The organism is Carnobacterium gallinarum DSM 4847, from assembly GCF_000744375.1.
Lineage (GTDB): Bacteria > Bacillota > Bacilli > Lactobacillales > Carnobacteriaceae > Carnobacterium > Carnobacterium gallinarum.
In genome coordinates, this window is record NZ_JQLU01000005.1 from 2,791,790 (window position 1) to 2,806,363 (window position 14,574).

The window sequence follows — 14,574 nt, forward strand, 5'->3', positions numbered from 1 at the left end:
GGAAAGGAGGGTGTCCGTTGCAACAGAAAAAACCAATTATATCCTATGAACGCATCGAACCTTGGCTAGCTTTAAAAGTTAAAGAGTTTGCTAAATTGGGATATCCTTATATATCAGAGGATGATTTGTGGAATTTTCTAATTAGTTTTCGCTGGAAGCGGGCTACTCCAGACCACTATTATCAGCAAATTAAACAAATTGTCACTCTCACTCCAAATGATTATTTGGATTTTGCTTCATTGCAAGCACAAATTTATCAAGTAGAATCCTTAGAAGAGATGGATTTAGACGGACTTTTATAAAAGTGAAGAACTAAGTGAGCGATCGAAAACTATTATATTTGAATAAAATCCATTAAATGAAAAGTAAGAAACTGCAAGAAATCAGCATTTGTAAAAATGGATTTCTTGCAGTTTTTTCAATTTTAAAACTTATGTGCCAGTCTCTTAGTTTTTTTACTCAGAATCATACTTATAAGTTATTTAAATTACAGTTAGCAGAAGCTTTAATTAAGCGGATCTTTTATTCTTTACAGAGAATGTACGTTCGTGGTAAACTCGTATTAATTAAATATGATTGTATCAATTCATAGAGAAAAGAGGAATGAGATGAACTCAGAGGTGACGACTTATATTAATAATTTGGACAAACCTTGGAAAGTTACATTGACAAATGAACTAAGAGAGCTTGTGCATGAAAATATACCTGATATAGAAGAAAAAATTCAATACAAGAAACCACACTTTTTAAAAAATGGTCACTACGCAGCGGTTATCTCACCAAGCAAAGATGCCATTGCTTTTATGATTATGAATACTGAAAAAATTGAATTTCCTAAAGAGTTTTCAGGACCTAAAGAACGAAAATGGATCAAAATAACGGAAGGTCAAACAGTTGATTTTGAAATGTTAAAAAGTTTTTTATTAGAAGCCACAAAAGATTTATAAGAGAGTGAAACAAAAATCATAAAAAATGGAAATGATAAGCAATCCAGTTTTTCATAATAGAGTGACCCCAAAAAGTCTAACTTTTTGGGGTCACTCTATTTTTTACGTAATTGAATTCATATTCTCCAATTCGGTAAAGTTTATATTTACTGATTTATTTGTGATTGATTTAGTAAAAAAAATTTCGTTTAGTAGAGTGTATACTAGAGATAGTTAGTAGTTTAAACTCTCTTTGTGATAAAAGTTCAAAAGTTATCTTTATTTTTTTTAATGACTGAACTTTGAAATATCTATATGTTTATTGTTTTAAAACCTTATAAATTGCTGTTTTTATTGTTTTTTTGTGTTTTAGTGAAAAAAATCACAAAAAACTATTTACAAATCATTTAAAACAGGTTATGATGTTCTTGTGAAGTAATTAACAATTAAAAAATCAAGTTTTTAAATCATAGGAGGAACCAAAAAATGGCAAAGACTAAAACAGAAAAAACAGTAGCAGTGGAAGAAAATAATGTTCAAACAACAATTGATGCTTTAGCAACAAAAGGACAAGCAGCATTAAAAGTATTAGAAACATTTGATCAAGAAAAAATTGATTACATTGTACATCAAATGGCAATGGCAGGGTTAGATCAACATATGCCACTAGCTAAAATGGCTGTTGAAGAAACTGGCCGTGGAGTTTACGAAGACAAATGTATTAAAAATATGTTTGCAACGGAATCTATTTGGAACTCAATTAAACATAATAAAACAGTTGGTGTCATCAGTGATGACCAACAAACTCAAATCACTGAAGTTGCGACTCCAGTTGGCGTTGTTTGTGGGGTAACTCCTGTTACTAATCCGACTTCAACAACAATGTTTAAAGCTATTATCTCACTTAAAACACGTAACCCAATTATTTTTGCTTTCCATCCATCAGCACAAAAATGTTCATCAGCTGCTGCTAAAGTATTATATGATGCAGCAATCAAAGCTGGTGCTCCAGAAGGATGTATCCAATGGGTTGAACAACCTTCAATTGAAGCAACAAACACATTAATGAATCACCCTGATATTGCAATTGTTTTAGCAACTGGTGGATCTGGAATGGTTAAATCAGCTTATTCAACTGGTAAACCAGCTCTTGGAGTTGGACCTGGTAACGTACCAAGTTATATCGAAAAAACAGCTAAAATCAAACGTGCAGTTAATGATGTGATTGCATCAAAATCATTTGATAATGGAATGATCTGTGCTTCAGAGCAAGCAGTAATCGTTGATAAAGAAATTTACAATGAAGTGAAAGCTGAATTTGAAAAACATCAAGTATACGTTGTAAAACCAAATGAATTAGCTAAGTTAGAAGCAGTTGTTATGAATGAAGGTAAATATGCAGTTAATGCAGCAATTGTTGGAAAACCAGCTTATGAAATTGCTAAATTAGCCGGTATTAATGTACCAGAAAAAACTAAAATCTTAATCGCTGAAATCGATGGTGCTGGTGAAAAATATCCATTATCACGTGAAAAATTATCTCCAGTATTAGCGATGATTAAAGCAACTAGTACAGAACATGCATTTGAATTATGTGACACAATGCTTGAACTAGGCGGATTAGGTCACTCTGCAGCAATTCATACCTTAAATGACGATCTTGCTCGTGAGTTTGGTATCCAAATGAAAGCTTGTCGTATTCTTGTTAACTCTCCGACTGCCCAAGGCGGTATTGGTGACTTATATAACAACATGATTCCTTCATTAACATTAGGTTGTGGTTCTTACGGTAAGAACTCTGTTTCTAAAAACGTATCAACAATTAACTTAATGAACGTCAAAACAATCGCGAAACGGAGAAATAATATGCAATGGTTTAGACTTCCTTCAAAAATCTATTTTGAAAAAAATTCATTACAATATTTACAAAAAATGGAAAACGTAGAACGCGTCTTCTTAGTATGTGATCCAGGTATGGTTCAATTTGGCTATGCTGACTTAGTTATGAAAGAATTAAACAAACGCAACAACAGCGTTCAAGTTGAAGTATTCTCGCAAGTTGAGCCTAACCCATCTACAAATACTGTTGAAAAAGGTACTGAAGCAATGTTAGCCTTCAATCCAGACACAATCATCGCTCTTGGTGGTGGTTCGGCAATGGATGCTGCTAAAGGTATGTGGTTATTCTTTGAAAAACCAGAAACTGAATTCTTTGGCGCTAAACAAAAATTCTTAGATATTCGCAAACGTACGTACAAAATCCCAGCATTAACAAAAACACAATTTGTCTGTATCCCAACAACTTCTGGTACTGGTTCTGAAGTAACGCCATTTGCGGTTATTACAGATAGTGAAACACATGTTAAATACCCATTAGCAGATTATGCATTAACACCAGATGTAGCAATCATTGATCCGCAATTTGTTATGAGTGTACCTAAATCAGTTACTGCTGATACAGGAATGGATGTTTTAACTCATGCAATTGAATCATATGTGTCAGTAATGGCAAGTGATTACACTCGTGGTTTAAGCTTACAAGCAATCAAATTAGTCTTTGAAAACCTACGCAACTCATATGATTTAGCTAACGAAGAAGCTAGAGAAAAAATGCACAATGCATCAACAATGGCGGGTATGGCCTTTGCCAATGCATTCTTAGGAATTAACCACTCAATCGCACACAAAATTGGTGGAGAATACAACATTCCTCATGGTCGTACAAATGCAATCTTAATGCCTCATGTTATCCGTTACAATGCAAAAGATCCTTCTAAACATGCATTGTTCCCTAAATATGAATTCTTCCGTGCAGACGAAGATTACGCTGATATTGCTCGCTTCATGGGCTTCAAAGGAAAAAATACAGCTGAATTAGTTGAATCTCTAGTACAAGAAATCATTAAATTAGGTAAAGATGTAAACATTGATATGAGTTTGAAAGGTCAAGGCGTTACTCAAGAAGTTCTTGATAATACTGTAGACAACATGGCTGAATTAGCATTTATGGATCAATGTACAACTGCAAATCCTAAAGAGCCTTTAATCAGCGAATTGCGTCAAATCATTATTGATTCTTATAAAGGTGAGTAAGCTTACTTTTATTAACAAAATGAACTAAACTCCAATCAAACCTATTCGCTTGATAAGATTCAGGCGAATAGGTTTTTTATGGACAATTCATGTCAGATTTAAGAATTGTGCTTGATATTTAACGAAATATTCGATAAGATAGTGTATAAACTTTAAATGAATTAGAGTTTAATGTGCTAATTGGGAATAACTTGAAAAAGAAAGGTGAAATTGATGACACCTAATAAAGAAGACTATTTAAAAATTATATTTGAACTTGGCGGAGCTCATACTAAAGTCAATAATAAGCAGATTGTTTCTGGCTTAAATGTATCAGCTGCTTCAGTTAGTGAAATGATGTCTAAACTATTAAAAGAAGGTTTTGTTGAGCATACACCTTATCAAGGAGTGCAGTTAACGGATGCTGGTCTTTTGAAAGCAGGCATTTTAGTCCGAAAACATCGTTTATGGGAAGTTTTTTTAGTAGAAAACTTAGGTTATTCATGGAATGAAGTACATGATGAAGCCGAAGTATTGGAGCATGTCACCTCCACTATTTTATCTGATCGTTTAGAAGAATATTTAGAGTTTCCTAAAAATTGTCCTCATGGCGGAGTAATTCCTGATCGAGATGGCAGAATTATTGAAAGAGAATTGCAAACATTAATTGAAATGAAAATAAACGATACAATTCAAATTCAACGAGTGTTAGATGATCGTGAATTACTTGATTACCTCGTTTCAGTTGGATTAGAAATTGGGGATCAATGTACTATTATTGAAATCGGAGCCTATGAAGGACCAATTACGTTATTAAAAGGAACCGAAAAGATTCAGATTAGTCATAAAGCGGCTTGTAATATTTTTATTCAAGCAATTTAATTGAAGCTTAGATTTGTAATCTATAATCTTAAAATGATTTAGATGCAATTCATAAGCTTTTTTTATCACTTGGAAAGAACTTATGTTCGTGTTATACTAATAGAAAATGGAGGTGTAGAAAGATGAGAAGTAGTGTTATTCAGTTTGATGAACCTATTCGTGATACTTCCCGTAAAATTATTCATGTGGATATGGATGCTTTCTACGCCTCTGTTGAAGAACGTGAAAATCCGTCATTAAAAGGGAAACCGTTAGTAATAGCTCGACATCCAAAAGATAATGGTGGACGTGGTGTTGTGACAACGGCAAATTATGAAGCGAGAAAGTTTGGTATTCATTCAGCTATGAGTGCTCAAAAGGCTTATGAACTTTGTCCAGAAGCTATTTTTGTTCCTGGTCGTCATGAACTTTATTCAGAAGTTTCAGCAAGTATTCATGAAATATTTAAACGTTTTACAGACATCATCGAACCTTTGTCATTAGATGAAGCTTATTTGGATGTTACAGAAAATAAAAAAAATATTAAAAGTGCAACTAAAATTGCTGCTTTAATTCAACAAGCAATCTATGAAGAATTACATTTAACCTGTTCAGCAGGTGTTTCCTATAATAAATTTATAGCAAAACTTGCCTCAGATTATCAAAAACCTTCAGGTATTACGGTAATTCCTCCTGAAAAAGCATATGAATTTCTAAATAATCTAGAAATCAGCAAATTTTATGGCGTTGGGAAAAAGACTGCTGAGAAAATGTATCAATTAAACATTTTTAATGGAGCAGATTTATATCAGAAAGATGAGTTAGAATTAATTCACTATTTTGGGAAAATGGGCTATTCGCTTTATAGAAAAGTTCGTGGGATTGATGATTCACCAGTTCGCGTTTCCCGTGAGCGTAAGTCAATTGGTCGAGAGCATACGTATGGTAAACCATTAACAACAGAAGAGGAAGTATTAGCAGAGTTACGATTTTTAGCTGGAAAAGTTCAAGCATCTTTAGAACGCAATCAAAAACATGGCAAGATTATTGTTGTAAAATTACGCAATTCTGATTATGAGACAATTACTAGACGAGTGAGCTTACCAACTTATACAAAGAGTAGTGAAGAGATTTTCTTTCATGCTCAAAGTTTGTGGGAAGATGCTGGAAGTTTGGAAAAAGGAATCCGTTTATTAGGTATAACCGTGACTGGATTAGATCCTCAGGCTTTTGAGAATATTGTATTGCCTTTATGGTCGAATAAATCTTACTCTTGAATACTGATATTTATTTAAACTGTATGTGTTTTATGATAGATTGAGAAGAGAAGTAGGTTGGAGGAAAATAGGGTATGAATAATTAATTATACCGGCAGCTATTAAGGATGTTTGGCGTTTATGTGACTGGCTAAAATGATGCCACAAGTTATTGAAACGGTAATTACTAGGGAGCAAATGGGAGTAGTTGGGTCAACGTATAAATAACTTTATCAATTAGAAGACAGAATGCAATTTCATATTTTGACTTATTCAGAAAATATGCTAGTTATACATTTGATTTTAGTGAAGAAGATAGTGGGCTTAATCTGATGTGGACATGGATGCCTTTATTTATGCGAAAACACACCATTCGGAAGTGGACTCAGTCAATGATGGAGAGAGTCAAAATACAAGTCTTAAAAAGTGAATAAAGATTAAAGTATACTAGATAGAGTTTAAGCTAGTATACTTTTTTACTATATATAAGGTGTGCTTTTTTTATTAATCGGGATTATCAGTTGTAATTAAATAAAAATAACGCTATAATTAAATAATACTGATACAGTTTTTTTAGGAAAGTATAACACACTAAATAGAAACTTTAGATGGATAATACAAGGTATCAACCGTCATGTGTCATTTTTATAACCAATACAGATTGAATAATTTTAACTGTTCTTTTTATTACAGGAAATAAATTCATGAGAAACATTTTTTATTCAGAATATACCGCTTTATTTAGCAACATGGAGTGAAGGAAGAATGCTGATACAAACTCACTAGAATGGTTGATGAATGTTAAAAAAATAAATTGAACCGATTCACTATATGAGCTAGTTCATTTAATTAATCAAAGATAAAAAGCTCTCATATCATATTAGAGAAGTAAAACTTATTTAAAGTATGAGGACAGTTGTTTAAGCAACTGAATAGTAGTGAAACGGAGGGGCGAGAGATGCCTACAAAGCATGATCAGATATTGGCGTACATTGAGACACTTCCTGTTGGGGAACGAATTTCGGTGCGCTTGATTGCAAAAAACTTACAAGTAAGCGAAGGAACCGCTTATCGAGCAATTAAAGAAGCTGAAAATATTGGCTTAGTTTCAACGATTCAACGAGTTGGAACTATCCGAATTGAACGTAAAATGAAAGAACATTTTGAAAAATTAACCTTTGGTGAAGTTGTAAAAATCATTGAAGGAGATATTTTAGGTGGGATATCAGGACTAGATAAAACCTTAAATAAATTTATTATTGGTGCTATGACTGAAGAAGCAATGCTACGTTATATTACACCTGGCTCATTGATGATTGTTGGGAATCGTATTGGCGCCCAACGTTTAGCATTAGAAAATGGAGCAGCGGTACTAATTACTGGTGGCTTTGATACAAATGATGAAATTGTTGAATTAGCTAATCAATTGGAGATGCCAGTTATTCGGACAACGTATGATTCGTTTACTGTCGCGACGATGATTAACCGAGCGATGACGGATCAATTGATTAAAAAAGACATTATGCTTGTTGGAGATATTTATACCAATATAGCGAAAACAATGTACTTAAATAGCGAAGATACAGTTGCAGATTACCGGAAACTAAATGATCAAAGTCATCATTCTCGTTTCCCAGTGGTTAACAAAAAAATGCGTTTGATTGGAATTGTTACAGCTAAAGATGTTGTTGGAAAACAAGATACTTTAGGGATTGATCGAGTAATGACGAAAGAACCGTCCTACGTTAAAACTCATATGAGTGTTGCCAGTGTAGGTCATTTAATGATTTGGGATGGTTTAGAGGTCATGCCCGTTGTTATGGATGATTTAACTTTAATGGGGATTATTTCTCGTCAGGATGTTATGAAGGCGATGCAATTAGCTCAGCGCCAACCACAAGTTGGAGACACAATCGCGGATCAAATTGCGGAACAACTAGAATTGGTTAATACAGATCCAGCTGAATGGGGATCCGCGATTCCAGCCTTTAAATTCACTGTAAGTCCTCAAATGACGAATAGTGTTGGAACCATTTCATTTGGTGTCCTAAGTGAATTAATTGCGAATGCTTCACAACGTACGTTACTCGCTTATCAAAAACGCAATGCAGTAATTGAACAGATGAACTTACATTATTTTAAAATGATTCAACTTGAAAGTGAACTAGAAATCAAACCCCGTGTTTTAGAAATTGGTCGTCGTTCTTCTAAGCTAGATTTAGAAGTTTATATTGAAAATACTTTGGTGGCAAAAGCTATCGTGATTTGTCAATTAATGGAACGAACCTAAGAAGAATGAAAGAAAAGAGGAAAATTATGAGTCAGCAACTATTTGATCAAATTCTAACTGAAATTGAAAACTATCAAACGATTATTGTTCATCGTCATCAGCGTCCAGACCCTGATGCACTAGGTTCTCAAGGTGGACTAGTTGAAATTCTTAAAGCAAGTTTTTCTGAAAAGCACATTTTAAAGGCAGGTGGCTCAGTAACGGGATTGGAGTTTCTTTCTCAAATGGATTCCGTTAAACCTACTGATTATCAAAATGCATTAGTTATTGTGACGGATACGGCTAATAGTCCGAGAATTAGTGGTGATGAGTATGCTTTGGGAGCGAAGTTAATTAAAATTGATCATCATCCAAACGATGATCCTTATGGTGATATTGTTTATGTGAATACTAAGGCAAGTAGTTGTAGTGAAATTATTGTTGATTTTTATAATGCTCATCAAGCAAAATTAACAATGACAGATGAAGCCGCTCGTTTATTGTATGCTGGAATTGTTGGAGATACTGGACGCTTTTTATATCCAGGAACAACTGTTCATACGCTACAAGTTGCAGCTGAATTAATGCACTATCATTTTTCTGCACCAGAATTAAATAATCAATTGAATACAATGAGTCATTCAGTAGCCTTATTGTCTGGCTATGTCTTGCAAAATATTGAAATTGATGAGTTAGGTGTTGGACGTGTTATTTTATCTCAAGAAATATTAAAAGATTTTGGTGTTGAAGATTCAGAGACAGCTGCTGTCGTTTCTTTACCAGGTAGTGTAGAAGGAGTATTGTTGTGGTGTATCTTTGTTGAACAACCAGAAGGTTACTTCCGTTGTCGCTTACGTTCGAAAGGACCGGTTATTAATGAAATTGCTAAACGTCATCATGGTGGCGGTCATCCTTTAGCAAGTGGCGCGAATGCCAAAGATTTAGCTGAAGTTGCTGAAATTACTAATGAGCTTGAAGAAGCTGCTAAAGATTGGCTAAACTAAATAGTAAAAATAAAACTCTTTCTTTTTGTCATACGATAAAAGAAAGAGTTTTTTAAATTTATCTGAAGATTGGTGAAATATCCTCATTATTCTAAAAAAAATGGTACTATGTGGTTAGAGAAGTGATGATGCACAAAGAGAGGAGTCAAAAATGAGAATCATAAAAAAATTAATTAGCTTAGTTTTGCTCATAACAATTTCGTTAGGCATTGGTTATTACTTTGGTACTCAAAATACAGGTAATTCTGTGATGAATCAATTTGCTGAAATCATCTCCAAATCAAATAAAACTAAAAAAGAGCAACTAGTCTCGAATGTAACTTCTTCAGAGGAAGAGCAAGTAAATCAAAAAGAAATAAAAAATTCAGATTTAGCAATTATTGAAGCTAAAATCCATAAACTTGTCAATGAAGAACGAGTGAAGCAAGGCGTACCAGCTCTTGTTATTAACCAACAATTAGTTAATGCTAGTAGGCAACGTTCTAAGGAAATTGTGACGGATTTTTCTCATGAAAGAGACGGGGAATCGAGCTTTTCAATTTTTAAAGAACCTGAATATAGTTATGTTTATCAGGCTGTTGGCGAGAATATTGTAATGGCTACTTATCAAGGGACTCCAGAAGATATGGGAAGTTACTTTTTCAAGTTATGGAAAGAAAGTCCAGGGCATTATGAAAACATGATTAGTCCTAAATTCACCGAAGTTGGAACAGGTATCTACCTTAAGGATGGCTTGTTATATGGTACACAATTATTTGGGAATCCACGAAAATAAAAAATCATGTTATCAAATCATGTTATATTAGTGTGTTTCATCTGAGTATTTAAACTATAAAAAGGTCTACGAAACTAATCGTAGACCTTTTTTGTTTAGTTAGATTTTGGATTCCAGAACCATTTAAAGCCATCTTTTTCCAATAACTCATCACTGCAAACTGGACCCATTGATTTACTTGGATAGTTAGGGAATTCAGGTGTTTCTTGATCCCACGTATCACGAATAACATCAACAAATTTCCACGATTGTGCAACTTCATCCCAGTGAGTAAAGTTTGTAGCATCACCATTTAAACAATCTAAAATTAGTTTTTCATAAGCTTCAGGGCTATTTGATGATGTTTCAGCCGAGTTCTTATGTTTCAGATTTAGCAACTCTGTTTCTAAACCAGGACCAATTTTTTTAGAGTTTAATTGTAATGAAAAACCTTCTGTTGGTTGAATATAAATAGTTAATACGTTTGGCTCAAGAGCTTCAGTATGGTCATCACTAAATAGATTCAATGGCATACTCTTAAATTGAATATTGATTTGAGTTCCTTTTTGGCGCAAGTTTTTTCCAGTACGAATATAGAATGGAACGCCTGCCCATCTGAAGTTATCAATTAAAACTTTGCCGGCAACAAATGTTTCGGTAGTTGAGTCTGGAGCAACATTTTTTTCTTCACGGTAATCTAAAGAGGTAACGCCATCAACTGTACTTGCTCCATATTGTCCACGAACAAAATATTTTTGAACTTCTTCTTTAGAATAAATGCGTAAAGAACGTAATGCTTTAATTTTTTCTTCGCGAATTGCTTCATCTTTTAATTCAATCGGTGGCTCCATTGCAAGTAATGAAACTACTTGTAAAATATGATTTTGCACCATATCACGTAGGGCGCCGCTTGTATCGTAATATCCACCACGTTCTTCAACACCTAGTGACTCACTTAAAGTGATTTGAATATTGTCGATATAGCGATTGTTCCACATTGATTCAAAAATAGTGTTGGCAAAGCGAACAGCAGAAATATTTTGAATCATTTCTTTTCCAAGGTAATGATCAATTCGGTAAATTTGTTCTTCTTTAAATGATGCGCGAATCTGTTCATTTAAAGTAGCGGCACTTTCATAATCATGACCAAATGGTTTTTCGATGATTAAACGATTAAACCCTGTATCACTGATTAATTCTTGGTCTTTTAAATGTTCTGTAATGGTTCCAAAAAATTGTGGTGACATTGCTAAATAGTAAATATGATTATCTTCTAATTGGTAAGTGTCATTTAGTTTCTTAGATAATTGCTTCAGTGTTGAGTAATGTTCTGCGTCGGTAACATTGTGGGCTTGATAATAAAAATGACTAGCAAATTCAAGTGCATCCTCTTTCGATTCCGTTAAGTCTGCAATTGTATCTAGAACAATCTCACGGTAGTACTCATCTGACCATTCTCTTCTAGCCGTTCCAATTACAGCGAACTTTTTATTTAAAAAGCCTTTTTTATACAAACGATAGAGTGATGGATAAAGTTTTCGCCTAGCTAAATCTCCAGTTCCTCCAAAAATGGTGAATAATGCAATCTTTTCTTCAATCATAATAATATCCTCACCTTCAAATCTAATTCACACTAATTAATAGGGGTTATACTATATTGTACTGTTTTATTGTAATAATCGCAATATATAAAATTTAGATTAGAGATTTTATTGCGAATTTTAATCATTTTATAATCTTCTCTAAAGGAAAATAAGATAAATTTGTTGTGAATAGATATTTTAGCTCTGAATCTAGAATTAAGCAGTAATCAAGGGATTTTTATGTTATAATACTAAGGATTGAAATGAGTACGAAGAGAAACGAGGCGAAAATATGGAACATACATTTGAAAAATTTGGTTTGCAACCTTTTTTAATAGAGGCAATTCAAGAGATTGGTTTTAAAGAACCAACAGAAGTTCAAGAAAAATTAATTCCTGAAATTATGAAATCACAAAGTGTTATTGGTCATTCACAAACAGGAACTGGGAAAACACATACTTTCCTTTTACCGTTATTTAATGCAATTGATCCTTTAAAAGAAGAAGTTCAAGTTGTCATTACAACTCCAAGTCGTGAACTAGCTGAACAAATCTACCAAGCAGCTTTACAGCTAGCAAAACACGCACCTGAAAAAATTATCGTTCAAAGTTTTGTTGGTGGGACAGATAAAAAACGTCAATTAGCTAAATTAGCAGGAACTCAACCACACGTGGTTATTGGGACTCCTGGTCGTATTTTAGATATGGTAAGTGAGAATGCCTTACGCGTTCATACTGCACCTGTTTTGGTTATTGATGAAGCAGATATGACGTTAGATATGGGCTTCTTAACAGATGTCGATCAAATCGCTGGCCGTTTGCCAAATAACTTACAAATGTTAGTATTCTCAGCAACAATTCCAACAAAATTACAACCTTTCCTAAAAAAATATATGGAAAATCCGCATTATGAACATATTCAACCAAAATCAATTATTTCTCCAACAATTGAGAACTGGTTAATTTCAACTAAAGGGCGAGATCGTGTTGATGTAGTATATCAACTATTGACGACAGGTACTCCTTATCTAGCGATTGTTTTCGCCAATACAAAACAAAAAGTAGATGAATTAGCAGAGGGCTTAAAATCACGTGGCTTAAAAGTTGCGAAGATTCATGGTGATCTTCCTCCAAGAGAACGTAAACGTGTGATGAAACAAGTGCAAAACCTAGATTATCAATTTGTGGTAGCAACAGACTTAGCTGCTCGTGGAATTGATATTGAAGGAGTATCTCATGTTATTAATGCTGAAATTCCCCGTGACTTAGAGTTCTTTGTTCACCGTGTAGGACGTACAGGACGCAATGGCATGAAAGGAACAGCGATTACCTTATATGCTCCAAGTGATGAAGGCTTAGTGAATGATATTGAAAAGCTAGGAATTACATTTGTACCAAAAACAATTAAAAATGATGAAATCGTAGATACCTATGATCGTAATCGTCGTAATAATCGTGAAAAAACAACGGTTGACGTTTTAAATCCTAGTATGCGTGGGATGGTTCAAAAAGCCAAGAAAAAAGTTAAACCAGGCTATAAAAAGAAAATGGGTCGTACTATTAAAGAGCATAATGAACAAAAACGTCGTGTTGAACGTCGTAGTCAAGCTCGTGCAATTAAAAAAGCAAATAAAAAGAAATAAAAAAAAGCAATTCCTATATACTAGGAGTTGCTTTTTTTATTCTAGACTTCAGCTTTAGGTAACGTTCGTAAAGCTAAATAATAGATATAAACGGTAACGATTAAAGTTAACTGTGTTTGATAATTAATTTGTATACCAAAAATGGTTGTGACAACAAAAAAGAGTGTAGGCAGTGTTGACGCAACTAAGGTCATATTCCAAACTTGACCAAAAGGCAAACGTCGTCTAGTCAAAGCGGTAATTAAATTAGCAAAAACAGTATATAGCAGATTGTTCATTAATGTTAAGATAATGGTCATAAAGAGAATCACAAAAATAGAACTATAGAAGCCTAATTGTTTGATGACTCCTAAGAAATTCTCAACAGATTGATTATCCATACCCTCTAAATCTTGATACTCATAGGTGTTTTCTTGAAAGGGTGTTAAAAAATGCAACCCATCTTTTAGAAAACCAACTCCGATTAATCGATTAGATAGCTGATCTTCAGCATTGGAATCCGTTCCCTTTGGATCAAAAACAAAAGTAAGTGAAGTAGTTTCTTTTGTAAAATTTTTCACTGTTTCTTTAGATGTAAATGTACCATTGGTGATGGTGAAAGGTGGCAGTTCTTTCACGATTTCTTGACCTGCTTGATTGATATTTGAGAGTGTGGAGAAGGTTTCGATTCCAGCCGGAATAGCTGAAATTAAGAGAATAAAGATGAAATAGAGAAAAGCTTTGCCTTTTTTTAATTGAAGAGCTGCCGTTAATTTTTTAGGATCACTTAACGAAGCAATAAATAAGTTAGATAATTGAATAGTCGTCACCCCAGTATAGTTAGATAATTTTTAGGTTAAAGTAAGCTATTAACCTTTCTTCTATTGTAAACTCTTAGGGGATGTTATACAATAGCTCTCAATAAATATCAAAGAAAAATACGAATGATTAGCTATAATCGTAGTTGCAAAGAAGAAAAGTAAAGAATGAATTATGAAAAAATTTTTAAAGGAAGTTAATTGAATTTTTCGGCTTACAGAGACTTATATCAATTTTTGTTAGGAACAAAAGAACAGTTATTAGTTGAAGCAAGTCCTTATGATAAAATAGTGAGAAATGGTGTGGAGGAAAATTAGTAGGATTAGAGTTGATGGAAGTTCGGCAACAATTATCTATGACGAAAAAATTTTGACAAATCTAAGCAGAAGCTTTGAAATTTAGTTGTAGT

General features: G+C 33.6%; 11 protein-coding genes. 9 read left to right on the top strand and 2 right to left on the bottom strand.

Annotation, left to right across the window (positions count from 1 at the left end; translation table 11 throughout):
* The first annotated feature begins 17 nt into the window (after nucleotides 1-17).
* From BR43_RS17645 to BR43_RS17680, 8 genes are all read left to right on the top strand, one after another.
* On the top strand, nucleotides 18-302 hold the full coding sequence (locus BR43_RS17645; RefSeq protein ID WP_034564363.1) for a post-transcriptional regulator: 285 nt from the start codon (nucleotides 18-20) through the stop codon (nucleotides 300-302).
* Between the two features lie 306 nt (nucleotides 303-608).
* Nucleotides 609-947, top strand: coding sequence for a DUF1801 domain-containing protein (locus BR43_RS17650; RefSeq protein ID WP_034564366.1), 339 nt, complete (start codon nucleotides 609-611; stop codon nucleotides 945-947).
* 465 nt (nucleotides 948-1,412) lie between these two features.
* A complete protein-coding gene (gene adhE / locus BR43_RS17655; protein ID WP_034564368.1) occupies nucleotides 1,413-4,019 on the top strand; it encodes a bifunctional acetaldehyde-CoA/alcohol dehydrogenase in 2,607 nt (868 codons plus the stop codon).
* Nucleotides 4,020-4,232: 213 nt separating this feature from the next.
* Complete coding sequence (locus BR43_RS17660) at nucleotides 4,233-4,880, top strand: metal-dependent transcriptional regulator (RefSeq protein WP_034564370.1); 648 nt, start codon at nucleotides 4,233-4,235, stop codon at nucleotides 4,878-4,880.
* A gap of 122 nt (nucleotides 4,881-5,002) precedes the next feature.
* Nucleotides 5,003-6,136: a DNA polymerase IV gene (dinB, locus tag BR43_RS17665; RefSeq protein ID WP_034564373.1), complete on the top strand. Its 1,134-nt coding sequence runs from the start codon at nucleotides 5,003-5,005 to the stop codon at nucleotides 6,134-6,136.
* Nucleotides 6,137-7,073: 937 nt separating this feature from the next.
* Nucleotides 7,074-8,405 carry a DRTGG domain-containing protein gene (locus BR43_RS17670; RefSeq protein WP_034564376.1) on the top strand — a complete coding sequence of 444 codons (1,332 nt, stop codon included), beginning with the start codon at nucleotides 7,074-7,076 and terminating at the stop codon, nucleotides 8,403-8,405.
* 26 nt (nucleotides 8,406-8,431) lie between these two features.
* The gene (locus tag BR43_RS17675; RefSeq protein ID WP_034564378.1) at nucleotides 8,432-9,388 is read left to right on the top strand and encodes a DHH family phosphoesterase; all 957 of its coding nucleotides are present in this window, start codon (nucleotides 8,432-8,434) and stop codon (nucleotides 9,386-9,388) included.
* Between the two features lie 151 nt (nucleotides 9,389-9,539).
* Nucleotides 9,540-10,163 carry a CAP domain-containing protein gene (locus tag BR43_RS17680; RefSeq protein WP_034564381.1) on the top strand — a complete coding sequence of 208 codons (624 nt, stop codon included), beginning with the start codon at nucleotides 9,540-9,542 and terminating at the stop codon, nucleotides 10,161-10,163.
* A 95-nt stretch (nucleotides 10,164-10,258) separates the two neighbouring features.
* On the opposite strand, the gene zwf is transcribed toward BR43_RS17680, so the two are convergent.
* Entirely contained in the window at nucleotides 10,259-11,740 is a 1,482-nt protein-coding gene (gene zwf, locus BR43_RS17685; protein ID WP_211252972.1) for a glucose-6-phosphate dehydrogenase, read from the bottom strand.
* 277 nt (nucleotides 11,741-12,017) lie between these two features.
* On the opposite strand from zwf, the gene BR43_RS17690 reads away from it, so the two are divergent.
* Nucleotides 12,018-13,367: a DEAD/DEAH box helicase gene (locus BR43_RS17690; RefSeq protein WP_034564385.1), complete on the top strand. Its 1,350-nt coding sequence runs from the start codon at nucleotides 12,018-12,020 to the stop codon at nucleotides 13,365-13,367.
* 41 nt (nucleotides 13,368-13,408) lie between these two features.
* Here BR43_RS17690 and BR43_RS17695 read toward each other — a convergent pair whose 3' ends face one another.
* Nucleotides 13,409-14,176 carry a DUF1189 domain-containing protein gene (locus BR43_RS17695; RefSeq protein ID WP_034564387.1) on the bottom strand — a complete coding sequence of 256 codons (768 nt, stop codon included), beginning with the start codon at nucleotides 14,174-14,176 and terminating at the stop codon, nucleotides 13,409-13,411.
* Between the last annotated feature and the right edge of the window lie 398 nt (nucleotides 14,177-14,574).

Bases quoted from the DNA above. Each gene is read 5' to 3' on its own strand.
- BR43_RS17660 (WP_034564370.1), top strand. From the start codon at position 4,233: ATGACACCTAATAAAGAAGACTATTTAAAAATTATATTTGAACTTGGC.
- BR43_RS17690 (WP_034564385.1), top strand. From the start codon at position 12,018: ATGGAACATACATTTGAAAAATTTGGTTTGCAACCTTTTTTAATAGAG.
- BR43_RS17650 (WP_034564366.1), top strand. From the start codon at position 609: ATGAACTCAGAGGTGACGACTTATATTAATAATTTGGACAAACCTTGG.
- dinB (WP_034564373.1), top strand. From the start codon at position 5,003: ATGAGAAGTAGTGTTATTCAGTTTGATGAACCTATTCGTGATACTTCC.
- BR43_RS17680 (WP_034564381.1), top strand. From the start codon at position 9,540: ATGAGAATCATAAAAAAATTAATTAGCTTAGTTTTGCTCATAACAATT.
- BR43_RS17675 (WP_034564378.1), top strand. From the start codon at position 8,432: ATGAGTCAGCAACTATTTGATCAAATTCTAACTGAAATTGAAAACTAT.
- BR43_RS17670 (WP_034564376.1), top strand. From the start codon at position 7,074: ATGCCTACAAAGCATGATCAGATATTGGCGTACATTGAGACACTTCCT.
- adhE (WP_034564368.1), top strand. From the start codon at position 1,413: ATGGCAAAGACTAAAACAGAAAAAACAGTAGCAGTGGAAGAAAATAAT.